The sequence below is a fragment of the Streptococcus sp. HMSC066F10 genome, assembly GCF_001813805.1.
GTDB lineage: Bacteria > Bacillota > Bacilli > Lactobacillales > Streptococcaceae > Streptococcus > Streptococcus vaginalis.
Genome location: NZ_KV813955.1, coordinates 16,058 through 37,285 on the forward strand (window position 1 = coordinate 16,058; position 21,228 = coordinate 37,285).

Below are 21,228 nucleotides of genomic sequence, written 5' to 3' on the forward strand. Positions count from 1 at the left end.
ATGTATGGGATGGTGGCGCGAAACCATTGATATTGTAAAAGAAAATGATCCAGCGGCACGCAACAGTTTGGAAGTTTTGCTGACTTATCCAGGTGTCAAGGTCTTAGCTGCCCACCGTCTCTCGCATTTTCTATGGAAGCACGGCTTCAAACTCCTGGCTCGGATGCACAGTCAGTTTTGGCGTTTTTGGACCCAAATCGAGATTCATCCGGGTGCCCAGATTGACTCAGGTGTTTTTATCGACCATGGCTCAGGTCTGGTGATTGGAGAGACAGCGATTGTTGAAAAAGGCGTTCTTCTCTATCACGGAGTGACTCTTGGTGGAACAGGGAAGGATGTTGGCAAACGCCATCCGACTGTGCGTAAAGGAGCTCTCATATCAGCCCATGCCCAAGTCATCGGACCGGTAGAAATCGGTGAAAATGCCAAGGTTGGTGCAGCTGCAGTAGTCGTGGCAGACGTACCTAGTGATGTAACAGTTGTCGGTATTCCGGCTAAGATCGTCCGAGTTCATGGACGGAAGGATGAGCCTATCATCCATGAAGTCGAAGAAAAACGGGAGTACTACGTCAATAAACTCGAGCAGGCTAGAGAAGCCAGCCGCAGATCGTCTGGTTTGTAGAGGATACCTATATGATTCAAGCAAGAAATAAGTTGAGCAAAGAGGAGTTATCTGAGGCGAAAAAACTAATTAACTGTTGCCAAGCCTATGATGGAACTTATCGTGATCCCTATCTTTCTAACATGCTTAATTTTGACCCCAACATGCCCGCCTTTTTCCTTTATTATGAAAAAGGCGAACTTGTTGGTCTATTAACTGTCTATGCTGATGACCAAGATGTGGAAGTGACGATACTGGTTCATCCAAATCATCGCCGTCAGGGAATTGCGCGTGCTTTGTTTACGAGTTTTGAGAAAGAAACGGCTCCTTTCCCTATTCATTCAGTTACTTTTCAGACAGAACGTATTTTTCTAGAGCGTTATCCTGATTTTGTCAGCAACTGGGGATTGGTCGAGGAAGAAGAGACAGAAACCTGGTTAGGTAAGGATAGAAGACCTTATCCGTTAGTAACTGTTTCTAATCTTGAAGTTTTGTTAGCAGATAGTTCGTATCAGGAGCAAATTAGCCAGTTAAAATTTCAGGCATTTTCAGAGGAACATGAATCGAGAGAAGTTGTGGATAGATATGTCGCTGAAGCTCTGAAGGATCCAGAAAGTCGCCTATATATTTTATTAAAAGACGGTCAGGTTATTGGAACTTGCACGGTAGATTTATCGACTGATACGAATTATTTCTACGGTTTAGCAATATCGGAACTTGAACGTGGAAAAGGCTATGGAAGCTACTTAGCTAAATCCCTTGTCAACCAACTGATCGAGCAAAATGATAAGGAATTTCAGATTGCAGTAGAGGACTGCAACGTAGGTGCCAAACGCTTGTATGAAAAAATCGGCTTTGTCAAACAGACACAGGTAGTTTATTTGAATGAGAAAGAGTAGAAAAATGCTATTAGAAGAATTCGAAAATGTACCTGCTGTTATCGAACCAACTGATCGAAGTATTCGTGGTGGTGGAGAAATCTGTGACACGATTATTTTATCTTTTAATGGAGAAATCGTTGAACGAGTAAAGAAGTTTGAAGATGTTTATGAAGGTGGCTATCTAACCAATCTAAATGGCAGACTTCCATGGTATATCTATGAAAAAAATGGGAGTAAGGTAGCCGTTGCTATAGCTACGATTGGAGCCCCGATGTTTGTTGGACTCTTAGAAGAACTCAAAGCAAGAGGATTTAAGAACTTTATTGTTTTGGGTTCTTGCGGAGTTCTAGATCAGTCTATTCAGGCAGATAAGATTATTCTACCAAGTTCAGCTCTACGTGATGAAGGTACAAGTTATCATTACGCTCCTGCAAGTGATGAGATAGCTTATGACGAAACTTTGCTTTTAACCATGGAAGAAGCTTTGAATAAATCTTGCATTGAGCACATTCGAACAAAGGCTTGGACCACAGATGCTTTCTATCGTGAAACAGCCGATAAGGTCAAACGCAGATTAGCAGCAGGTGCGACTGTTGTGGATATGGAAGCCTCAGCAATCATGGCTTGGGCACAATTTCGACAAGCAAAAGTTTATCAATTTTTTTATACGGCTGATTATGTTGACCATCACAATCATGAGTGGGATGCAAGATACGAAGACAGAAAAGCAAATGCTATGACTTTCTTTGAGATAGCATTAGTAATTGCTAGAGAGTTGGATTGAAATGACTCTTTACGATAAACAAGAAACAGAAAGGAGACAGTGAGTGATTAAAATCTATGACACCATGTTCCGTGATTTGCGAGAATTTGTCCCGATTGAGGACGATAAGGTTAAGATGTATGTCTGTGGGCCAACTGTGTACAACTATATCCACGTGGGGAATGCCCGTTCAACAGTAGCCTTTGATACTATTCGTCGCTACTTTGAGTACCGTGGTTATGAGGTTGCCTATATTTCCAACTTTACGGATGTGGATGACAAGATTATCAATCGCGCCAAGGAAGAAGGCATTACGCCTCAGGAGGTTGCGGACAAGTACATCGCTGCCTTTCGTGAGGATGTGACGACGCTGGGGGTTCAACCAGCTACCCAACACCCGCGCGTAGTGGACTACATGATGGACATCATTGATTTTGTACAGGTCTTGGTGGACAAAGGATTTGCCTATGAGTCAGAGGGGGATGTTTACTTTCGGGTTGAAAAGTCCTCTAATTACGCTAAGTTAGCCAATAAAAGTCTAGCAGACTTAGAGCTTGGAGCTTCTGGTCGGACAGATGAGGAGACCACCCGCAAGGAAAATCCAGTGGACTTTGCTCTTTGGAAGGCTGCTAAGCCCGGTGAAATCTTCTGGGACAGCCCATGGGGACCTGGTCGTCCAGGCTGGCATATCGAATGCTCCGTCATGGCGACAGAAATTCTGGGAGATACGATTGATATTCACGGTGGCGGAGCTGATTTAGAATTTCCGCACCATACCAATGAAATCGCTCAATCAGAAGCTAAAACTGGAAAGACTTTTGCCAACTACTGGATGCACAATGGCTTTGTCAATATTGATGATGTCAAGATGTCTAAGTCTCTGGGGAATTTCATTACCGTTCACGATGCCCTTAAAACCATTGACGGACAGGTACTGCGTTTCTTTTTTGCAACTCAGCATTACCGCAAACCTATCAATTTCACAGAAAAAGCCGTCCACGATGCGGAAGTGAATCTAAAATATCTGAAAAATACTTACGAGCAACCCTTTACGGGAACGGTCAATTTGACAGAATTGCAGGTTTTTCTGGATAAATTTACAGCTGCTATGGACGAAGATTTCAATGCAGCAAATGGGATTACAGTTGTTTTTGAACTGGCTAAGTGGATCAATTCTGGTCATTACAGTCAAGAAGTAAAAACAGCTTTTGCTGAGCTTCTGCAAGTTTTTGGTATTGTCTTTACAGCAGAAGTACTGGATGCGGATATTGAAGCCTTGATTGAGCAGCGCCAAGCTGCGCGTGTTGCCAAGGACTTTGCAACAGCTGATAAAATCCGTGATGAATTGGCAGCTAAAGGGATCAAGCTTTTAGATACCAAGGACGGAGTGAGGTGGATCCGTGATTGATGTCAATCTTATAAATGGTATTGCCTTGGCTTTTGAAGGCGATGCTATCTACTCAACTTATATCCGCCGTCACTTGATTTTCCAAGGCTTGACAAAACCGAACCAGCTACACAGAGAAGCAACCAAGTATGTGTCGGCTCGTGCGCAAGCTAACCTCATTTCTCAAATGTTGGAAGAAAAAATTCTGACAGAAAAGGAAGAAGAAATCTACAAGCGCGGGCGCAATGCCAACAGCCATACAAAGGCTAAAAATGCTGATATTGTGACCTATCGCATGTCGACAGGTTTTGAAGCTGTTCTGGGATATTTACACATGACCGATCAAATCAAGCGTTTAGAAGAGCTGATTGATTGGTGTATTGTGAGAGTGGAGGGCGCACAGCATGGTAAAAACTAATCTTTTAGAATGGTTCCCTCAAGGTAGCCTTCAATCCAATCCAAATGCAAACGAAAATGAAGTGGCAATTCCCATTTCAAGTAAGCAATGGTTGTTATTAAAAAAAAGCAGTCTGACAGAGCGAGAGCAAGAACTTATTTCTTTACTGACTGGGAAAGACTCTGCATTTGATGGTGGACCTTGGTATGATTATTTGGTTCATAACCGTGGCAAAATGCCTCAAAACGTTCAAAAGCTACAGTTCGTCCATTGTCATTTATTCCATTATGAAAATGAAACAATTGGGTCTTGGTTGGAAATGATGCGAACCATACTGCCTAATAGAATAGCAGATTTTCAGCTGTCCTCTCAGGATTACATCTTTGTGCTGGATCAAACGCAATTAGTCCCTGTAAAAGATGTTCTCCGTGATACTTTATCGGCTATCGAATATGACTTTAGCTTAACTCTGACAATTCAAATCGGACAGATTTGGACTCGCATTTTTGAGGAAAACTATCCTGAGCTATTTCAAGCAGAGAATACCCTTTTTTCCAAGTGGTGGGAACAGGCTCAGCATTCCAATGTGCATTCTTTTTCTCAACTCTTTTTGTGGGGGATTAGCCAAAACGATTTCATATTGCCAATTTTAACAAAGAAACTTCACCAATTGATTGAAAGTCAGGAACAGCTCATTGATATTATCGCTGCTTTGTGGGAAAATACGGCGGTTGTGACAAAAGCTGCCCAGCAGTTGTATATTCATCGGAACACATTGCAATATCACATTGATAAATGGGAAGAACTGACGGGCTTACAGCTAAAAGACCTGACAGATTTGACCCTGTGTTACCATATTGTCATCAATGATTTAGTGTAATGTTTTGTGCATCCTGCACAAAACATTTTTTTTATTTTGTTCACTTTGCCATAGGATAATGAAGCGTTTTCATATATAATAAAATCATAATAACAAAGGAGTTCCATCTTATGGTAGAATTAAATTTAAAAAACATTTACAAAAAATATCCAAACAGCGAACACTACTCTGTAGAAGATTTCAACTTGAATATTAAAGATAAAGAATTTATCGTTTTCGTAGGACCTTCAGGCTGTGGGAAATCTACTACACTTCGTATGATTGCTGGTCTTGAAGATATTACAGAAGGTGAATGTTCAATTGACGGGCGCGTGGTGAACGACGTAGCGCCAAAAGACCGTGATATTGCTATGGTTTTCCAAAACTATGCTTTGTATCCACATATGACCGTGCACGACAATATGGCTTTTGGTTTGAAGCTTCGTAAATACAGCAAGGATGATATTGAAAAACGTGTAAATGAAGCAGCGGACATTCTTGGTTTGAAAGAATTCTTGGATCGTAAACCAGCTGACCTTTCAGGTGGTCAACGTCAACGTGTAGCCATGGGACGTGCTATTGTTCGTGATGCAAAAGTATTCCTTATGGACGAACCACTTTCTAACTTGGATGCGAAATTGCGGGTATCTATGCGTGCAGAAATTGCTAAAATCCACCGTCGTATTGGGGCAACCACTATCTATGTTACCCATGACCAAACAGAAGCAATGACTTTGGCTGATCGTATCGTTATCATGTCTGCAACAAAGAATCCTTCAGGAACGGGGACAATTGGACGTATAGAACAAATCGGTACCCCACAAGAAGTTTACAAAAACCCAGTCAATAAATTTGTTGCAGGCTTTATCGGAAGCCCAGCGATGAACTTCATCAATGTAACTTTGAAAGGTGATGAAATTGTAGCACAAGACCTTTCTCTGAAAGTACCAGAAGGTGCCTTGAAGGTACTTCGTGAAAAAGGCTATGAAGGCAAGAAACTCATTTTTGGTATTCGTCCAGAAGACATCAATACAGAAGCTGCTTTCCTTGAAACCTTCCCAGATTCAGTTGTACATGCTAAAATTTCTGTATCTGAATTGCTTGGTTCTGAATCTCACTTGTATTGCCAAATTGCAGATAATGAATTTATTGCCAAAGTAGACGCTCGTGATTACCTCAAAGCTGGAGCAGGTATTGACCTTGGCTTTGACTTGAACAAAGCACACTTCTTTGATCCAGAAACAGAAAAGACAGTTTACTAATTTACAACGCCTCTAGAATAAATTAATAAGAAAATGCAGGATGCCTTGTTTGATGCAAGACTCCTGCGTTTTTTTATAGAAGTTAACTATAAGGTGATTTATAAATAAGAAGAAGCATTTTAAATTTTATGTTATACTAAAGTTATGGAAAATAACGATATTGTTTACGGCGTACATGCTGTGACGGAAGCTCTCATGACCAATACTGGAAATAAACTCTATATTCAAGATGACCTACGTGGAAAAAATGTTGCTAAGATGAAAGATTTGGCAGCAGAAAAAAAGGTTTCCATTTCTTGGACTAGTAAAAAAACACTACAGGAAATGACAGACGGTGCCGTTCATCAAGGTTTTGTCTTGCGTGTTTCAGAATTTGCTTATACGGATTTTGAGGCGATGTTGAAAATGGCAACTCAGGAAGACAATCCTCTCTTGCTCATTTTAGATGGTCTAACAGATCCGCATAATTTAGGCTCTATTTTACGGACGGCTGATGCGACAAATGTTACAGGTGTCATTATTCCTAAGCATCGAGCGGTTGGTGTCACGCCGGTCGTCGCCAAGACCTCTACTGGTGCGGTGGAGCATATTCCTATTGCTCGTGTGACCAATCTTAGCCAAGCTCTGGATAAACTAAAACATGCAGGTTTTTGGATTTTTGGCACAGATATGAATGGCACCCCTTCGACTAAGTGGAATACGGCAGGTAAACTGGCTCTGATTATCGGCAATGAAGGCAAGGGCATTTCTGCTAATATTAAAAAGCGAGTTGATGAAATGCTTACCATTCCTATGAATGGACATGTGCAGAGCCTTAATGCTAGTGTGGCGGCGGCTATTCTCATGTATGAAGTATTTAGAAATCGCCTATGAAACGGAAAATTTTATTAGTAGATGGCTATAATATGGTGGCTTTTTGGCAAGAGACTCGTTCTCTCTTTAACAAAGGGGAATTAGATGCAGCACGAACCATTCTGCTTAACAAACTCAGTAATTACGCCAGTTTTGAACAGTTGGAAATTATCTGTGTGTTTGATGCGCAGTATATGCCGGGAGTTCGCCAGACTTATGATGAATTCAATGTTACGGTTGTGTTCACTGAGGAAGAAGAAACAGCAGACGATTACATTGAGCGTTTGGCAACTGATCTCAACAATCCTAGAAATCAGGTATCTGTGGCAACGAGCGACTTAAATGAGCAGTGGACTGTCTTTAAGGGGCTTTGCGTGTTTCGACTCGTGAACTAGAAAAGCGAGTAGCTGTTACAAAGTCAAATCTCAATCAAATGAGCCAACAGCTTAAAATGGGAAAACCACCTTTGCGTCCTATGGACAATCCAACCTTGCGCGATTTACAGAAAATGATGGAGAAAAAGAAAGATGACTTTTAAAATTTTAACTGATTCAACCACAGATCTTCCAGAAAGCTGGGCTTTGAAAAATGATGTTCAAATCCTTGGCTTGACTATTCAGTTGGACGGGACAACTTATGAAACGGTCGGGGATAAGAAACTGACGAGTGAGCAGCTCCTCTCTAAAATGGAAGCAGGGAGCCAACCAACAACCAGCCAAATCAATGTCGGTCAGTTTGAAGATATCTTTCGTCGCTATGCTGAGGTCGGCATGCCAGTTCTTTATATTGCGTTTGCTTCAGTCTTGTCAGGAACTTACCAAAGTGCGGTTATGGCACGGGATATGGTTTTGGAAGATTTTCCAAAAGCAGTTATCCGGATTATTGATACCAAGGCGGCATCTATGGGAGAAGGTATTCTGGTGATGAAAGCGGTGGAAGCGAAAGCTGCCGGTCAAAGTTTGGAACAAGTAGTAGCCTTAATAAAATCTTTAGTTCCAAAAGTGAAAACGTATTTTCTAGTAGATGACCTAAATCATCTTATGCGTGGTGGACGAATTTCAAAGACCGCAGCTCTCATGGGAAGTTTAGTCAATATTAAGCCAGTCATTGCAGTTAAGGGAGATGGAAGGCTAGATTCTGTGGCTAAAGTCCGTGGGAAGAAAAAGGCTCAGACTGAGGTGGTGCGCATGACCTTGGAAGATATTGCCGATCCGCGCGTGGTAATTGCCTATGCAGGAGCAGACAGCCAAGAGGTGGCTCAAGTCTTAAAAAATCAGCTTCTTGCCTCTGAGCAAGTCAATGAAGTTTTAATTTTACCATTAGGACCAGTCATTTCCACTCACACGGGTCCTGGAACTTTGGGACTATTCAGTATTGCCCATGAAAATCAAGATTAAGCGAAATGAAACCGTTCTTTCATAAATAATTTATCAAATATATTGACTTTTACCCCTAAAATTTGGTATGATAGTAAACGGTATTGTTTACCCCATTTGTAAGGCCCCGGAACCTTCCAAATAACTTGCGGACCGGAACATCCGCCTTGTAAACAAAAACGATATTCATATAGGAGAAATCATGAACAAAACAACATACATGGCTAAGCCAGGTGAAGTTGAACGTAAATGGTATGTAGTAGACGCTACTGATGTACCTCTTGGACGCCTTTCTGCTGTTGTAGCAAGCGTACTTCGTGGAAAAAATAAACCAACTTTCACACCTCATACTGATACAGGTGACTTTGTGATCGTTATCAATGCTGAAAAAGTAAAATTAACTGGTAAAAAGGCAACTGATAAAGTTTACTACACTCACTCAATGTACCCAGGTGGATTGAAATCAATCACTGCTGGTGAACTCCGTTCTAAGAACGCTGTTCGTTTGATCGAAAAATCAGTTAAAGGTATGCTTCCACATAATACTCTTGGCCGTGCTCAAGGTATGAAATTGAAAGTATTTGTAGGCGCTGAACACACGCACGCTGCACAACAACCAGAAGTTCTTGATATTTCAGGACTTATCTAAGGAAAGGAACAAATAAGCTATGTCACAAGCACAATATGCAGGTACTGGACGTCGTAAAAACGCTGTTGCACGCGTTCGCCTTGTTCCAGGAACTGGTAAAATTACCGTAAACAAAAAAGATGTTGAAGAATATATCCCACACGCGGATCTTCGCCTTGTCATCAACCAACCATTCGCAGTTACTTCAACTGTTGGTCAATACGATGTTCTCGTAAACGTTCTCGGTGGTGGCTACGCTGGTCAAGCAGGAGCTATCCGTCACGGTATCGCTCGTGCCCTTCTTCAAGTAGACCCAGACTTCCGCGACTCACTCAAACGCGCTGGTCTTCTTACACGTGATGCCCGTATGGTAGAACGTAAGAAACCAGGTCTTAAGAAAGCTCGTAAAGCTAGCCAGTTCTCTAAACGTTAAGAACCGCTTTACAACAACGATTACAAGCATTTTGCAAGTCTCTTGCAAGGTGCTTTTTTTAGTTGATTTTTGCTTTTGATACCTTTTTTGATACCGTTTTGGAAAAACTTTTACATCTTTTTTGATTATATTCTTATCTTTGAATAGTTTATATAATTGACGTATACTTCCTGTTTATGTTAAACTTTGAGAGTGTAATGACAGGAAAATCAGGTTGGGATTCATTCCTAACAGGCTTCGATGCTGTCCTTGGAGAAAATTCTTCTAAAAAATCGGGATTGCGATGCAAATCGCCCGCATTACTCTACTCTAGACTTACTGTCTGGAGTTTTTTGTATTGTTTTTTAGATAACTCGCAAATTGTTTGATGGTTCTATCTTCTCCGTTAGCTGTTGAATGGCTGTAGGTGTCTAAAGTCATTTGGCTACTTGCATGCCCTAACCTTTTGGCAGTGTTGACAGGGTCGACTCCGATTTCAATCATCAAGGTAGCATGAGTATGTCTGAAGCCGTGAGGACTGATTTTCCTTAAGCCATGTTTTCGAATAATCCTTGAAAGTACATTGTTGATATAGTCTGCATGTAGTGGCTCTATTGAGCCTGTACGTGTGCAGTAAGTGAAGATAAAATCTTGTTCGATAGAAAGAGGTGCGACTGCTAGTTGTGCCTTTTCTTTTTGGCAATTTGACTTCCATTCTTGCAGAATAGAGATAGTTTCGCTATCTAGCTTAATCTTTCGAATTGAAAAATCGTTTTTAGTGCCTTTTTCAATAGCTTGTCCGTTTAGTCGTCCTAGGCTCTTACTGATACTTAGTATCTCACTATGGAAATCTATATCACCCCATTTAAGAGCGTATAGCTCGCCTTTTCTTAAGCCGCTATAGGCAAGTAGTCTAAACAGTGCGTAATGCTTGTAAGGCTCTTCCTGAAGGACAATAGCTAGAAACTTCTGTAGCTCCTGAACCGTCCAATAGTTTTCTGTCCGTATCTTCTTTCTCTTTGGCATAATGATTTCTGCCATAGGATTATGCTTAAGCAATTTCATCTTGATTGCAAAATCAAAGACTTTTTTAGTGTAAGACTTGATTTGCTTAATATTTTTAAAGGTTTTAGCTTTTTCTGTGATAAAGTTCTGGCAGTCTAGGGGAGAGATTTTGCTGATAGGAAACTCTCCCATAACTGGCAGAATGTGGAGTCTGAACATATCAAGAGTACGTGAAGCCGTTGTCGGCTCTACCGTATCTTGGTAGGCTTGATACCACTTTTCGAAAACTTCATTATAGGATTTCTGAGAAGGTTTGATAAACTCCTCTAGCTTTCCTGAGGACTTAAGATAAATAAGTCTAGCTTCGTAGTCTTTGGCTTCCTTTCGAGTACGAAAGCCACGTTTGATATGGTCTGCACGTCGACCGTCTCTAGTCATATAGACCTTGACTAAATACAAATAGCCATTTTTGGCTTTTTTACTTGGGTATTTGTGAATGGACATTGTAATTTCTCCTTTATTTTTTAGGTTTCGAAGCTTATAAAATAAAGAAATTATGACCAATTCAGATTATTTATTTAGTAATTGTTTTAAGTCATGTAAGGAAAGTTCAATTTCTCCTTTTTCATTAGAGATTTTATTAAATATTTCAGTTGTTTGTACTTTGAATTTGTCTTGTAAGGTCTCTTCTTCCGCTTCTAACTTGAATAAGCAGTTCTGTAAGTCCTTTAGTTTATCTAAAGTCTTTTTCTTTTTTTCATGGATAGATTGTAATTTTTGAATATCCTCGTTATTTAGGATATTCAAATTTTTACTAGACTGCGCTAAATACACCAAATGAAGATAGGCAACTTTGGCATCTTCAGTAAGATTTTTCAATGTGTTTTCTTTTTCATCTTGAATACTATCTCTTCCTAACAAAAATGGAACTGATACACCAAAATAATTAGCTAGTTTTATAGCATTTTCTTTTTTAGGCGTCCTAATACCTTGATTGTAAGAACTTAAAGCACCATAAGGAATGTCAGCTTCTTTACTAATCTCTTTTAATTTTTTTCCAGATTTTATAATTAGCTCTCGTATTCTTGTTGGTGGTTTTTCAAAAATATCATCAATATTAGACATATAAAACTCCTTTCAAAGCATTATTTTATCATTTTTAAACAAATAAGTATAATTTTAGTTGACAAAAACAAAAATGTTTTATAAAATCTAATCATTAAACAAAAATGTTTAATTTTTTCGAAGCTTATACAATAAAGAAAGGGGCAAATTATGGCTTATACACTAGAAGAACAAGAAACGTTTGTCCGATTTGACGCACTGGCTAAACAATGGACGATTGAAACAAATTATTCTCCACACATTCAAAAAGTGCTAAAACTTCCTGAAGCCTATGAAGTGTTAAACACTGAGGAAGAAGAAGGCAGAACGATTTGGCTCAATGCCATTATGAAGATTGGTGAGGATTTTGGAATCAACGTATTTCCTAAGAAAAAACGCAAGATGACAGAAGAACAACGTCAAGAACTTGCTGAACGTATGAAACAAGCAAGAACCAGCCTTGAAAAATAGGAGTGTTGCTCGGTCTGAAATACTAGACAGGTATATTTACCCTATGGAACTGTTTTAGATTGAGCCATCTCCAGAAAATAGGAAATGAAAATAGCTTAAAATCGATTTTAACAAAAAGGAGAACCCGCAGATGACAGAAGGATTTACTATACAACTCCCAAAAGTAACTGAAAAGAAATTGCTTTCTCGCTACGATACCATGGTCCAGAAGGCTATAGAAAAAGCCCTTGAAGACAAGGAACTTTATAAGCCTATGGTTCGTATGGCAGGCTTGTGCCGTTGGCTAGATGTCTCAACGACGACTATTGTCAAATGGCAGAAGGAAGGCATGCCACATATGGTTATTGACGGAGTGACCTTGTACGACAAGCACAAGGTCGCTCAGTGGTTAGAACAGTTTGAGAGGTAAGAGCTATGGACTATGATAACGAAAATTACTTAATACCTAAAATTTTATTACAAGATGATTTTTACAGTAGCCTGTCTGCTACAGACTTGTTTGTCTATGCTGTCCTAAAAGACAAGCAGATAGAAGCACCTGAAAAAGGTTGGATAGATGTTGATGGGAGTGTCTATTTAAATTTTAAATTAAACGAGTTAGCCAAGATGTTTTCTTGTAGTAGAACTACAATGAGAACCATTATGCGACGATTGGAAGAAGTCAATCTGATTGAACGTGAAAGAGTAGATATTTATTATGGTCACAGTTTGCCCTATAAAATGTATATCAACGAGGTATGAAAAATGATAAAGATTTATTTTGGGAAAGATAATGCACTTAATCAAGCTATCCAATCACGATTGGACAGCTATCATCTTGATTATCAAGCATTTTCAAGCAAAGATATAGATACTAAAACACTGATGGAATGGCTTTTTAGGTCAACTGATATCTTTGAACTACTAAGCACTAAGATGTTGAAGTATAAGTTGAATACACAAATTACCCTTAGTCAATTTGTTCGAAAGATTTTGAAAGATGTTGATAGTTCCCTAAAGCTTCCCATTGTTGTAACAGAAGAGGTTATCTATTCAAACATGTCTCCTGAGTATGTGACGGTACTTTTGCCGAAAGAATATCGAAAAATCGAAAGAATTCAACTGATGAGAAAGATGGATCAATTAGATGAAGGTCGGACATTCTGGAGAAATTTTGAAATACTCCGCAAACAATCTGAACTACGTTGGTTTGAATTGAATGAGTTGTTGTTTGCTGACGAGTCAGATGATTTAGGAGAAATCAAAAAAACTAAAGACCGTTTCTTTAGCTACAAGAAAAATAAACAGGTGCCACCTGATGAGATTATTGAAAAAATCCTCAAAATATTTTTAGTTGACCGAGAAGACTTTTTTTAAAAAATCTCCTTCAGATTTACAAAATTTCTAGTCAAAAATATTTATGAAAACAGTTGTGAAAATATTATGAAAATAGATTTTAGGGGTCAGATTTTGAGGTGCTACGAAAAATTTATAACAGGGCGCCCTCTAACAGCCCGCTATGTGCACATCTGATGTGCATTTACTACACCCGTTTTTTGGCAAGTTTGGCTGGAGCAAAATGAAAATGGTCCGACGAAGTCGGCTCGGGGTTGCTCCCCCGAGAATGTCATTTTACGTAGGCCTTTACGCAGTCAAAAAAATTGGCGCCGATAGGCGACCTCTACAAGAAAGGAGGTTGATTTGGAATTAAAAGTTAGCTTAGACAACATCACTATTACAGCTTATATCAAACCTATCAAACTCCTTGATCTCAAAAGTTTGATAGAAAGTCATATAGCCATTATCGTCCAGACTGCTATGACTGATATGTTCAGAGCTTACACAAAGGATAGAGGTCAAGTTGTGCTCCACATGGAATATGACAAAATAAAAGGACAAGCCTTTAATGCTCGCCCTTTCCGTTTGGAGTTCAACCCTAATAAACTCCGTTCAGTAGATACTGAAATTATAGACACTATTATACCATATCTTGAAGATATTTCAATATCTCGTGCTGACTTAGCTTTTGATTTGTTTGAGGTTGATTGTAGTGAGTTTGTGCTAGAGAAAAAAGGGCGCCCCACTGCGACCAAAGAATTTCGTTCAGATACTGGAAAACTAGAAACGAAGTATTTAGGTGCTTCTCGCTCGGAAAAACAGGTTAGGCTGTATAACAAGAAAAAAGAGCAACTAGAAAATGGGACTGACAAAGAAAAGGAATTTGCAAGTCAATTTAAGCATTGGTGGCGCTTAGAATTTCAGCTTCGGAGTCGCTCGGTTGAAGAAATATTCGAGGTCATTGACTCTATTATCTTTAAACCTTTTATGTTTGATGATTTACCAGTTGAAACTCAGATATATTTAGTCGCATATACACGCAATAAAAATGTTTGGCAAAAATTACATAGAAATACAAGAACTAAATATAAAAAGATTTTAGAAACCTATAAAACATCTGATATTGACTATCTGAAATTGATGAAAGATTTATTAAAACATGAACGACCAATATTAGAAAAACAGCTTGCATATTATGGGGGAAGAGAAACAAAAATAGCTTTCAACCATTTGGTTGAAAATCCAGTATTAACAAGGAGTTATGAGGCCTAAAATGAGAATAAAAGACTACGCTGATATCCTGGGAGTTAGTAGTCAATCCATCTATAAACGGATACGATCTCCAAAATATAAAGAGAGGTTGAAAGGTCATTTATACCTAGACAACCAAAAGGTTGAAAACCTTGATTTAATAGGCATTAGAATACTTGAAGATTATCATTTTGAAAATGATGTGATTAAACTTGAGAAAGAATTAGAGGAGGCTAAAGAACAAGGCAAACAACTAGAACAAGATTTGCAACTTTTGAGAGGCTATCGGAAGAGTGAGCAACAAAACTTAAAAGCTTGGGCAGATTATGCTGAACGATTGGAACAACATAGAGTTTACTTAATGCTTGCACTCACTACTGTATCTATAGCTTTCCTTGTAGCTTTAGCCTTTGCCGTCTTCTGACGGCATTTGTCGGACAATGCGAAGCGTCCGACCCTGGGGCACCGACAGAGTGCCCTACTCGCTTCGGCGAGTATAGTCGAAACTCCTCTTGTGGCTCGAGAGGTGATTCGATGTCGCTCCTGTATTCGGAGCGATGTGTCGTCTGCAAGACCCTTCGGAGAACGCACATTTACGGAGTAAAGTGTAGTGCGTTACACTTTACATGGAAGTCGTGCCGTTCCTTCAGGAAAAAATCTACCCTATGGGTCACTTAGTCCTGGTGGCAATCTTCCGCCACCAGCTCGGCGACCCTTTGAGCCGAGAAAGGAGAACAAACTATGAGTTATGCAGTAGCTAGAATGCAAAAAATGAAATCTGGAAATCTTGGTGGTGCCTATCGTCACAATGAACGAATTTTTGAAAATCACTCGAACAAGGATATTGACCCAGAAAAAACTCACCTAAACTATGAATTAACCGACCGTGACCGCTCTATCCCATACGATAGACAGATTAAACAATACATCAACGATAATAAAATATCCAAACGTGCTCTACGTAAAGATGCCGTTTTGTGTAACGAATGGATTATTACATCAGACAAGGCATTTTTTGAGAATATGAGTCCGGCTCAGATTAAGAATTTTTTTGAAACAGCAAAAAATTTCTTTGCTGAAAGATACGGTAATAGTAATATCGCTTATGCTATGGTACATCTTGACGAGAGTACGCCACATATGCACTTAGGACTTGTACCTATGCAAAATGGCAAGTTAAGCTCTAAGTCATTATTTGGCAGTCGTGACCAACTGAAAGAGATTCAAGAGGCATTTCCTAAATACCTGAACAAACACGGATATAATTTGCAACGTGGGGGGTCTGATAGCAAGAAGAAACACCTAGAAACAGCAGAATTTAAAGAAAAGCAACGCTTACTAGATGATACTGATAGAAAGATAGTTGATAAAACCCAAAAACTAAAGCAACTAGAAAAACAGGAAAAGCAAACTACAGAAAAAATCAAGCAACACGAAAAAGAGAAAGATGCTTTACTAGATGATATAGCTGTTTTGGAGTCTCTTCAATCTCTACAGATTGAAGAAATGAAGAAAGACAAATTAGTCAGACGTACATTTGACGGTAAACTAAAAATGGATAAAGCAACCTATGACAGACTCTTTCATACAGCCTCTCAAAATGCCCTAGACAATAATAGGCTAAGGCACGAAAACAGCAAACTTGAACATCAATTACAGCAATCACTTTCTAAACAGAATAACTTAGCTAAAGAACTGATGAAGAGTGATCACATATTGTCTGAAAATCGTACGCTAAAATCAGAAGTCGATAAACTAAAACACGCAAATAAAAAACTCAATGAAAGTATAAAACGATTAGGTGAGCAATTAAATGCCGTAAATAAAAAACTTGCACTTTGGCGCAAAACAGCAAGAAATTACATGCATCCTAAAGAATTCGGCAGAATGTTACATGTCATAAATCAAATACGTCCACCAAGAATAACCATTATGTCAGTCGCTCGAAGTGTTAAAAATATGATTGAAAAAAATATATTTTAAGCACTTTATGCCGTGAAAGTCTCTTGATAACAAGCTAGTCGACTTTAGACTAAAGTCAGTCGAGTCGGCAGGCTGAAAAGCTGACGACCGATTGCCAAAGGCTAAAAGAGACTAGGTTACTTGTTGTCAAGAGAACCATGGAATAAATGAACAAGGAGAAAGAACATGACTAATACTAATAAACCACTTGTTTATAAAATCTCACAGCCTACCCCTTTTTCTGGAAAGGAATTGATAGGCTTCTTACAAATTGTCCATAAAGAAACGACAGGTGAAGATTTATTACCTGCTTTGCCCCTAAGTATTATTGAAACATCTATTCTGGAAGATGAACAAGGTCAGGAATTTTGGACGAAAGATTTATCTATCAATGTTCTAGAAATACGACTCAAGGATAACTACAATATCCGTTTTATTCAAGAAAAATTGGACTTATATATCATCATTGAAGATTTGGAAGCCTTCAGACTAGGTTGTTCTCAGCTAGTAGAGGATTTAGTAAACCCTAATAAAAAGTATTTGGTTTATCGTGATTTTATCAGGGCTTATCGCAATATGCTTCCTCATGAAAAAATAGAATTTCATCAGAAGAAAATACGAGAGGAAATCGCCCGTAAAAATTCTAGTAAGAAGTAACCTGTAGTATAATATTGAGAGAGGAGATAACGCTATGAGAAAAACGCTATTTGGTTGGATGATTGCATTTTCTGTATTACGCTTTTTTGGCCGCTCTGTGAGACAGTCGAATAAGGCGTTGCGTCGCTTATTGCGATAAATGCGAATTTGGGGAAAATCCTAGTTTTTTGATAACTAGGATTTTTACTTGCTTAAAATCTATACATGGTATATAATAAATCTATAAATATAGATTGGAGATATATCATGGCTATAACATTATCAAAGCAATATAATTTTAAGTTGAATGAGGCCACTATGGAACAAGCTCGAAATATTATTAAGGCAAAGGGCATGACCATGACTGAAGCCATCACGCTTTTTGTTGAGCAAATTGTACTTGAGCAAGATTTGCCTATTAAGACAGCTGAAGATTTGCATAGAGAACAGTTGATTGAGGAACTACAGTCTCAGTCAGAAAAAGCATTGAGACAGTACGAGGAAGGACAAGGCGTTTCCTTAGTAGAAATGAGGGAACGCTATGGTCTATAAAGTTGTTTTTTCAGAAGAGGTCAGCCAGGCGATAGACAATATTCATGAATATATTTCAAATGTATTGTTATCAGAGCAATCAGCAAAAAATACGATTGCTAAAATTTTAAATGGATTGCAGGAACTGGAGCTTTTTCCAGAGGCTGGTTTTGATGCTGATGAACGAATAGGCGTTAAGATAAATAGCAAGTATTTGACTAGGGGAAAAATTATTGGACAATATGTGCTACTGTATTTTGTGATTGAAGAAGATAAAGTTGTATTCTTGTCGCATCTCTTTCATACTAAGAGTGATTATGTGAATTTACTACGAAAAAGCAATAAAAAAAGCTCAAATGATTGAGACAGATTTCGTTTATTTTATAAGCTCCGAAACTATAGAAAATTGATACCTTTTTGATACCGTTTAGGTTTAGATATTTGTTTATAAATAAGATTTTTGATGATTTTTTGTTTTAGAAACGTTTATTTTAATGGTATTTGAGTTTAAATAATCGAGTGAACCAAAAACCAGGTCTTAAGAAAGCTCGTAAAGCATCACAATTCTCAAAACGTTAATCAATACGATTATATCAACGTTTACAGACATTCAAGAATTTACTCTTGGATGTCTTTTTTGTTTCAAAAAATCAAAGTTCACCCCAAAATTCACCCCATCAATTTTTTAAACTACGAAATGCAATATCACCTACAGTCTGATTGACTTTATCTTTGGTATTAACGTAAGTTTTTGTAATTTCTTTATCACTATGAGTAAGAGCTTCTGAAATGGCCTCAAGAGAAATACCTGCTTGTTTAGCAAGAGTAGCACCAGTATGTCTTAGTTTGTGTGGTGAAGCTGGTGCTAATTCGGGATGTCTTTTTCTTACAGATTTCATTCGGTAGTTGAGATAGTCTGTATGGAGAGGTAAATTTATGTTATTAGTCCGGTCATTATATGTAAACACAAATTGTTTCTGTGTTTGTCGTAGTCCAAAAAGTTTGAGTTCTTCTTGTTGTTGAATTTTCCATTTTTTTAGTATTTCTAGTAGCTCGATTGGAGCTTTAAAGATTGTCCTTTTATTTCCCTTGGTAGATTTTACATTTCCAAAGCGGTCTAATGCTTGCTCTATTAGTATTTCTCCAGTAGAAAAGTCAATGTGTTTCCACTGTAGTGCATAACTTTCTGATTTACGATCGGATAAGAAGAATGTTGTGTAAAATAGTGTATAATCCTTGAAATCAATATCACCCTTTGCAAGATCAGTATCAAAAGCTTGTAACCATAGTTTCAATTCTTCCTCATCAAGAGAAAGATCCTCCTCTCGTTTATTCTCTTTGAGGAGGATTTTTTTATTAGCTTTTATTCTACTGATAGTTTTTCGAAGCTTATTTGAAGAAATATAATCAAGTTCTTCTGCCCAATCAAAAACAGAGTTTACATAGCTCCTAATTACTTTGAAATTAGCATAACTATTTGCTTTAGGAGTGAGTAGTGATAGAACGAGTTGTTTATTATTGATTAAATGCTCTAGTGAGTAATCCCCTAGTATTGGTAAAATATGTAACCTAAAGAGACTCTCTGTTTGAAAAATGGTTGCTTTAGTAGGAGGTTTTATAGTTGTTGTTGTTTGCCCTGCCTTATATGGTTAAAGTAAATGCTTTAAGACAAGACATTTTAACAAAGGATTATAGCAATATAAAATTTGAAGAATTACCGAGATATTTTATGCAACTAAGATTTGGATCGACGTTCAGTAAGCCTAAAGAAATTAGGGTATACAGCTATTTCTCAGATGCTTTGTTGTTTCCAGATGGCGCTTTATGGCGAGAGGGTTAACGAATAATTAAATCGCTCTAAAAATGAAAATAGAGTAGACAATAAATTGTGTAAACACAAAAAGGAATAAATCTGTTATAGTAGAGTTGCGAAACATTACTAGAAAGAGATTTATTCCTATGACTCAGTTTACCTCAGAACTACTTAACTTCCTAGCTCAAAAGCAATAAATGGTTCGAAGTTTCAAAAAACTTCCTCCCTATCCAAATTCGGATAGGGTTTTTCATCGTTAAAAACTCTCTTTAGTATCTCGACACTTTCCTTCAGATGAAGGAGTTCGATTTTTCTTCTAAGAACATCAGTATTTTTCTCTATATTCTCGCAATGTCGTTTGATGTGCCATAAGGATTTTTGAATGTTATCTTCTTTTAAATTTTTCATACTCCTATCTTATCAGATAAATTCTTAAAAATAATGTTTCTTTTCTCAAATGATCAAAATATTCGTTTTATAATTCCTCTTCTTTTTAAATAAACGAATCAGTTTCTTATTTCATAAAAGGTAGTGAATAGGTGATTAATCCTAATTGCCCTAAAATTTGCCCTAAATTTGCACTACTCATTTTTAAGATGTTGATAGGCGACATGACCAGCAGATAGAGGGACAACATTAGAAGTGTTGACATAGGTCTTAGTTGTGAGAGTATCACTATGAGTTAATGCTTCTGAGATAGCTTCTAAGCTCATTCCAGCTTTCTTAGCAAGTGTTGCTCTAGTGTGTCGTAATTTATGCGGAGTAGCATGTTTTAACCGTGGGTGCCGTCTTCTGCTTGAGTCGTTTTAAAGCTGATTTGGTCTTGGGTTGCGAAAGAGTTGAACAAGCCGGTAATAATATCAATAGCAGGTTGCTCATCAGCATGTGTGTTGTTGATGAGGATAGGAAGTTTGTAGTCTAATTTGCCGTCTTTGAGGGCTGCTAACATTTCAGCAGGTTTGGTTAGCGCCATTTTATTGGTTGAGTTGAGGTAATCATCAATGCTTTTTTGATCAGAACTGATAATGCCTAACTTAATTTTCCGTCCTTGAGCGCTGGTACCAATGTCTTCAATTTGAACAAGCCGATCATTTTTAGCTTCTTGACGACTTTTTTCGATAGCCGCTAACATTTCTTCGTGAGTATGGAAGTTTTCATATGGTCGGAAAACAAGTGTTTTTCGAATCGTTAGACCGGACTCTTCATCTGTTCCAACGAGCTCATGATTTCCGATGAATTGTCGATAGGTTCTGCGGATATTGTTTGGTGTCCGAAGACTTAAGTCATTTCCAAATAATTCATTGAATTTGAGAGAAAGTTTGAGGTCAGAACCATTACTGTTTTTCTTGCTCAAAATGGGGATGAGGTCAAAAGAAAAAGCATCAATAAATCAAAAAGATACTTGACAAAACGCTTTAGGGCAGAGTAAACCAGTTTTCGGGTAGCCTGTCTGACCCTCGGATGAAGTGAACGAGTTTTCGTTCAGTCCGTTGATCGAGATGACGAGCTTATCTTCGCCGAGTATCACGACAAGGCCAACCAGCTTTTGAAGAAGGCCAGCGTGCAACCAAGATTTTGATTGACCAGATTGATGGGCGTCATCAAGAAGAAAAACAACAAGTGCTGGATTGTAGTGTTCATTGGAAAGAATCAACAATCAATTGATAACGATTAGGCAGAGCTTAAGGGATAAAAGTCGTATTTTTCTCTTTCGGTTTAT

Annotated in this window: 24 protein-coding genes and 6 pseudogenes; 24 read left to right on the top strand and 6 right to left on the bottom strand. The window is 38.3% G+C overall.

The window, feature by feature from the left end:
• The first annotated feature begins 4 nt into the window (after positions 1 to 4).
• The 12 genes and pseudogenes from cysE (at position 5) to rpsI (ending at position 9,439) form a co-directional block, all read left to right on the top strand.
• Positions 5 to 622 (top strand): serine O-acetyltransferase, encoded by a 618-nt coding sequence (gene cysE, locus HMPREF2933_RS00655; protein ID WP_024052741.1) that lies wholly within the window; start codon positions 5 to 7, stop codon positions 620 to 622.
• Between the two features lie 11 nt (positions 623 to 633).
• A complete protein-coding gene (locus tag HMPREF2933_RS00660; RefSeq protein ID WP_024052740.1) occupies positions 634 to 1,500 on the top strand; it encodes a GNAT family N-acetyltransferase in 867 nt (288 codons plus the stop codon).
• Positions 1,501 to 1,504: 4 nt separating this feature from the next.
• A complete protein-coding gene (locus tag HMPREF2933_RS00665; RefSeq protein ID WP_070241992.1) occupies positions 1,505 to 2,266 on the top strand; it encodes a nucleoside phosphorylase in 762 nt (253 codons plus the stop codon).
• Positions 2,267 to 2,309: 43 nt separating this feature from the next.
• On the top strand, positions 2,310 to 3,653 hold the full coding sequence (gene cysS / locus HMPREF2933_RS00670) for a cysteine--tRNA ligase (RefSeq protein WP_024052738.1): 1,344 nt from the start codon (positions 2,310 to 2,312) through the stop codon (positions 3,651 to 3,653).
• Positions 3,646 to 4,050, top strand: a complete 405-nt coding sequence (locus HMPREF2933_RS00675) for a Mini-ribonuclease 3 (protein WP_024052737.1) — start codon at positions 3,646 to 3,648, stop codon at positions 4,048 to 4,050. Before cysS ends, HMPREF2933_RS00675 begins: the two co-directional genes overlap by 8 nt.
• Positions 4,037 to 4,909, top strand: a complete 873-nt coding sequence (locus HMPREF2933_RS00680; protein ID WP_024052736.1) for a helix-turn-helix domain-containing protein — start codon at positions 4,037 to 4,039, stop codon at positions 4,907 to 4,909. Before HMPREF2933_RS00675 ends, HMPREF2933_RS00680 begins: the two co-directional genes overlap by 14 nt.
• Positions 4,910 to 5,019: 110 nt before the next feature.
• Positions 5,020 to 6,150, top strand: coding sequence for an ABC transporter ATP-binding protein (locus HMPREF2933_RS00685; RefSeq protein ID WP_003026236.1), 1,131 nt, complete (start codon positions 5,020 to 5,022; stop codon positions 6,148 to 6,150).
• 144 nt (positions 6,151 to 6,294) lie between these two features.
• Positions 6,295 to 7,023: a 23S rRNA (guanosine(2251)-2'-O)-methyltransferase RlmB gene (rlmB, locus tag HMPREF2933_RS00690; protein WP_024052735.1), complete on the top strand. Its 729-nt coding sequence runs from the start codon at positions 6,295 to 6,297 to the stop codon at positions 7,021 to 7,023.
• Positions 7,020 to 7,540, top strand: a pseudogene (locus HMPREF2933_RS00695) (NYN domain-containing protein). The gene rlmB and the pseudogene HMPREF2933_RS00695 overlap by 4 nt, the downstream one beginning before the upstream one ends.
• Positions 7,530 to 8,399, top strand: a complete 870-nt coding sequence (locus tag HMPREF2933_RS00700; protein ID WP_024052733.1) for a DegV family protein — start codon at positions 7,530 to 7,532, stop codon at positions 8,397 to 8,399. The pseudogene HMPREF2933_RS00695 and the gene HMPREF2933_RS00700 overlap by 11 nt, the downstream one beginning before the upstream one ends.
• A gap of 181 nt (positions 8,400 to 8,580) precedes the next feature.
• Positions 8,581 to 9,027, top strand: a complete 447-nt coding sequence (gene rplM / locus HMPREF2933_RS00705) for a 50S ribosomal protein L13 (RefSeq protein ID WP_003026230.1) — start codon at positions 8,581 to 8,583, stop codon at positions 9,025 to 9,027.
• A gap of 19 nt (positions 9,028 to 9,046) precedes the next feature.
• Entirely contained in the window at positions 9,047 to 9,439 is a 393-nt protein-coding gene (rpsI, locus tag HMPREF2933_RS00710; RefSeq protein WP_003035124.1) for a 30S ribosomal protein S9, read from the top strand.
• 315 nt (positions 9,440 to 9,754) lie between these two features.
• Here the strand turns inward: rpsI and HMPREF2933_RS00715 are convergent, their stop codons facing one another.
• Both HMPREF2933_RS00715 and HMPREF2933_RS10535 read right to left on the bottom strand, forming a co-directional pair.
• Positions 9,755 to 10,927, bottom strand: coding sequence for a tyrosine-type recombinase/integrase (locus tag HMPREF2933_RS00715; protein ID WP_070672313.1), 1,173 nt, complete (start codon positions 10,925 to 10,927; stop codon positions 9,755 to 9,757).
• 66 nt (positions 10,928 to 10,993) lie between these two features.
• Complete coding sequence (locus tag HMPREF2933_RS10535; protein WP_083308021.1) at positions 10,994 to 11,548, bottom strand: helix-turn-helix domain-containing protein; 555 nt, start codon at positions 11,546 to 11,548, stop codon at positions 10,994 to 10,996.
• A gap of 150 nt (positions 11,549 to 11,698) precedes the next feature.
• Here HMPREF2933_RS10535 and HMPREF2933_RS00725 point away from each other — a divergent pair, with 150 nt between their 5' ends.
• The 10 genes and pseudogenes from HMPREF2933_RS00725 to HMPREF2933_RS00770 all read left to right on the top strand — a co-directional run bounded on the left by HMPREF2933_RS00725 (position 11,699) and on the right by HMPREF2933_RS00770 (position 18,059).
• Positions 11,699 to 11,998 carry a hypothetical protein gene (locus tag HMPREF2933_RS00725; RefSeq protein WP_070672315.1) on the top strand — a complete coding sequence of 100 codons (300 nt, stop codon included), beginning with the start codon at positions 11,699 to 11,701 and terminating at the stop codon, positions 11,996 to 11,998.
• Between the two features lie 130 nt (positions 11,999 to 12,128).
• Positions 12,129 to 12,407, top strand: coding sequence for a hypothetical protein (locus tag HMPREF2933_RS00730; RefSeq protein WP_024052730.1), 279 nt, complete (start codon positions 12,129 to 12,131; stop codon positions 12,405 to 12,407).
• Positions 12,408 to 12,412: 5 nt separating this feature from the next.
• Positions 12,413 to 12,739: a replication initiator protein A gene (locus tag HMPREF2933_RS00735; RefSeq protein ID WP_070672317.1), complete on the top strand. Its 327-nt coding sequence runs from the start codon at positions 12,413 to 12,415 to the stop codon at positions 12,737 to 12,739.
• Positions 12,740 to 12,742: 3 nt separating this feature from the next.
• Positions 12,743 to 13,354 (top strand): hypothetical protein, encoded by a 612-nt coding sequence (locus HMPREF2933_RS00740; protein WP_142350982.1) that lies wholly within the window; start codon positions 12,743 to 12,745, stop codon positions 13,352 to 13,354.
• A gap of 324 nt (positions 13,355 to 13,678) precedes the next feature.
• Positions 13,679 to 14,553 (top strand): annotated as a pseudogene (locus tag HMPREF2933_RS00745) (replication initiation protein).
• A gap of 35 nt (positions 14,554 to 14,588) precedes the next feature.
• Positions 14,589 to 14,990, top strand: coding sequence for a hypothetical protein (locus HMPREF2933_RS00750; RefSeq protein ID WP_070584621.1), 402 nt, complete (start codon positions 14,589 to 14,591; stop codon positions 14,988 to 14,990).
• A 317-nt stretch (positions 14,991 to 15,307) separates the two neighbouring features.
• The gene (gene mobV / locus HMPREF2933_RS00755) at positions 15,308 to 16,549 is read left to right on the top strand and encodes a MobV family relaxase (protein WP_070672320.1); all 1,242 of its coding nucleotides are present in this window, start codon (positions 15,308 to 15,310) and stop codon (positions 16,547 to 16,549) included.
• 165 nt (positions 16,550 to 16,714) lie between these two features.
• Complete coding sequence (locus HMPREF2933_RS00760; RefSeq protein ID WP_070584625.1) at positions 16,715 to 17,185, top strand: hypothetical protein; 471 nt, start codon at positions 16,715 to 16,717, stop codon at positions 17,183 to 17,185.
• A 246-nt stretch (positions 17,186 to 17,431) separates the two neighbouring features.
• Positions 17,432 to 17,716, top strand: coding sequence for a type II toxin-antitoxin system RelB/ParD family antitoxin (locus HMPREF2933_RS00765; protein ID WP_024052721.1), 285 nt, complete (start codon positions 17,432 to 17,434; stop codon positions 17,714 to 17,716).
• Positions 17,706 to 18,059, top strand: a complete 354-nt coding sequence (locus HMPREF2933_RS00770) for a type II toxin-antitoxin system RelE/ParE family toxin (protein ID WP_003070628.1) — start codon at positions 17,706 to 17,708, stop codon at positions 18,057 to 18,059. The genes HMPREF2933_RS00765 and HMPREF2933_RS00770 overlap by 11 nt, the downstream gene beginning before the upstream one ends.
• 313 nt (positions 18,060 to 18,372) lie before the next feature.
• Here the strand turns inward: HMPREF2933_RS00770 and HMPREF2933_RS00775 are convergent.
• A pseudogene (locus HMPREF2933_RS00775) lies at positions 18,373 to 19,344 on the bottom strand (tyrosine-type recombinase/integrase); the annotation flags it as partial.
• On the opposite strand from HMPREF2933_RS00775, the gene HMPREF2933_RS09910 reads away from it, so the two are divergent.
• The gene (locus tag HMPREF2933_RS09910; RefSeq protein WP_024052719.1) at positions 19,317 to 19,535 is read left to right on the top strand and encodes a hypothetical protein; all 219 of its coding nucleotides are present in this window, start codon (positions 19,317 to 19,319) and stop codon (positions 19,533 to 19,535) included. The pseudogene HMPREF2933_RS00775 and the gene HMPREF2933_RS09910 sit on opposite strands and share 28 nt — an antisense overlap.
• 183 nt (positions 19,536 to 19,718) lie before the next feature.
• Here HMPREF2933_RS09910 and HMPREF2933_RS00780 read toward each other — a convergent pair whose 3' ends face one another.
• The 3 genes and pseudogenes from HMPREF2933_RS00780 to HMPREF2933_RS10050 form a co-directional block, all read right to left on the bottom strand.
• A complete protein-coding gene (locus tag HMPREF2933_RS00780; protein WP_000793100.1) occupies positions 19,719 to 19,916 on the bottom strand; it encodes a hypothetical protein in 198 nt (65 codons plus the stop codon).
• Between the two features lie 173 nt (positions 19,917 to 20,089).
• A pseudogene (locus tag HMPREF2933_RS00785) lies at positions 20,090 to 20,311 on the bottom strand (site-specific integrase); the annotation flags it as partial.
• Positions 20,302 to 20,844, bottom strand: a pseudogene (locus HMPREF2933_RS10050) (zinc carboxypeptidase); the annotation flags it as partial. The pseudogenes HMPREF2933_RS00785 and HMPREF2933_RS10050, both read right to left, overlap by 10 nt.
• Positions 20,845 to 21,004: 160 nt before the next feature.
• On the opposite strand from HMPREF2933_RS10050, the pseudogene HMPREF2933_RS09560 reads away from it, so the two are divergent.
• Positions 21,005 to 21,173: pseudogene (locus HMPREF2933_RS09560) on the top strand (substrate-binding domain-containing protein); the annotation flags it as partial.
• Positions 21,174 to 21,228: the final 55 nt, after the last annotated feature.

What these genes read in the sequence shown, in the direction of transcription:
- cysE (WP_024052741.1), top strand. Translation starts at nt 5, where the DNA reads ATGGGATGGTGGCGCGAAACCATTGATATTGTAAAAGAAAATGATCCA.
- HMPREF2933_RS00660 (WP_024052740.1), top strand. Translation starts at nt 634, where the DNA reads ATGATTCAAGCAAGAAATAAGTTGAGCAAAGAGGAGTTATCTGAGGCG.
- HMPREF2933_RS00665 (WP_070241992.1), top strand. Translation starts at nt 1,505, where the DNA reads ATGCTATTAGAAGAATTCGAAAATGTACCTGCTGTTATCGAACCAACT.
- HMPREF2933_RS00680 (WP_024052736.1), top strand. Translation starts at nt 4,037, where the DNA reads ATGGTAAAAACTAATCTTTTAGAATGGTTCCCTCAAGGTAGCCTTCAA.
- HMPREF2933_RS00685 (WP_003026236.1), top strand. Translation starts at nt 5,020, where the DNA reads ATGGTAGAATTAAATTTAAAAAACATTTACAAAAAATATCCAAACAGC.
- rlmB (WP_024052735.1), top strand. Translation starts at nt 6,295, where the DNA reads ATGGAAAATAACGATATTGTTTACGGCGTACATGCTGTGACGGAAGCT.
- HMPREF2933_RS00700 (WP_024052733.1), top strand. Translation starts at nt 7,530, where the DNA reads ATGACTTTTAAAATTTTAACTGATTCAACCACAGATCTTCCAGAAAGC.
- rplM (WP_003026230.1), top strand. Translation starts at nt 8,581, where the DNA reads ATGAACAAAACAACATACATGGCTAAGCCAGGTGAAGTTGAACGTAAA.
- rpsI (WP_003035124.1), top strand. Translation starts at nt 9,047, where the DNA reads ATGTCACAAGCACAATATGCAGGTACTGGACGTCGTAAAAACGCTGTT.
- HMPREF2933_RS00715 (WP_070672313.1), bottom strand. Translation starts at nt 10,927, where the DNA reads ATGTCCATTCACAAATACCCAAGTAAAAAAGCCAAAAATGGCTATTTG.
- HMPREF2933_RS10535 (WP_083308021.1), bottom strand. Translation starts at nt 11,548, where the DNA reads ATGTCTAATATTGATGATATTTTTGAAAAACCACCAACAAGAATACGA.
- HMPREF2933_RS00725 (WP_070672315.1), top strand. Translation starts at nt 11,699, where the DNA reads ATGGCTTATACACTAGAAGAACAAGAAACGTTTGTCCGATTTGACGCA.
- HMPREF2933_RS00730 (WP_024052730.1), top strand. Translation starts at nt 12,129, where the DNA reads ATGACAGAAGGATTTACTATACAACTCCCAAAAGTAACTGAAAAGAAA.
- HMPREF2933_RS00735 (WP_070672317.1), top strand. Translation starts at nt 12,413, where the DNA reads ATGGACTATGATAACGAAAATTACTTAATACCTAAAATTTTATTACAA.
- HMPREF2933_RS00740 (WP_142350982.1), top strand. Translation starts at nt 12,743, where the DNA reads ATGATAAAGATTTATTTTGGGAAAGATAATGCACTTAATCAAGCTATC.
- HMPREF2933_RS00750 (WP_070584621.1), top strand. Translation starts at nt 14,589, where the DNA reads ATGAGAATAAAAGACTACGCTGATATCCTGGGAGTTAGTAGTCAATCC.
- mobV (WP_070672320.1), top strand. Translation starts at nt 15,308, where the DNA reads ATGAGTTATGCAGTAGCTAGAATGCAAAAAATGAAATCTGGAAATCTT.
- HMPREF2933_RS00760 (WP_070584625.1), top strand. Translation starts at nt 16,715, where the DNA reads ATGACTAATACTAATAAACCACTTGTTTATAAAATCTCACAGCCTACC.
- HMPREF2933_RS00765 (WP_024052721.1), top strand. Translation starts at nt 17,432, where the DNA reads ATGGCTATAACATTATCAAAGCAATATAATTTTAAGTTGAATGAGGCC.
- HMPREF2933_RS00770 (WP_003070628.1), top strand. Translation starts at nt 17,706, where the DNA reads ATGGTCTATAAAGTTGTTTTTTCAGAAGAGGTCAGCCAGGCGATAGAC.
- HMPREF2933_RS00780 (WP_000793100.1), bottom strand. Translation starts at nt 19,916, where the DNA reads ATGAAAAATTTAAAAGAAGATAACATTCAAAAATCCTTATGGCACATC.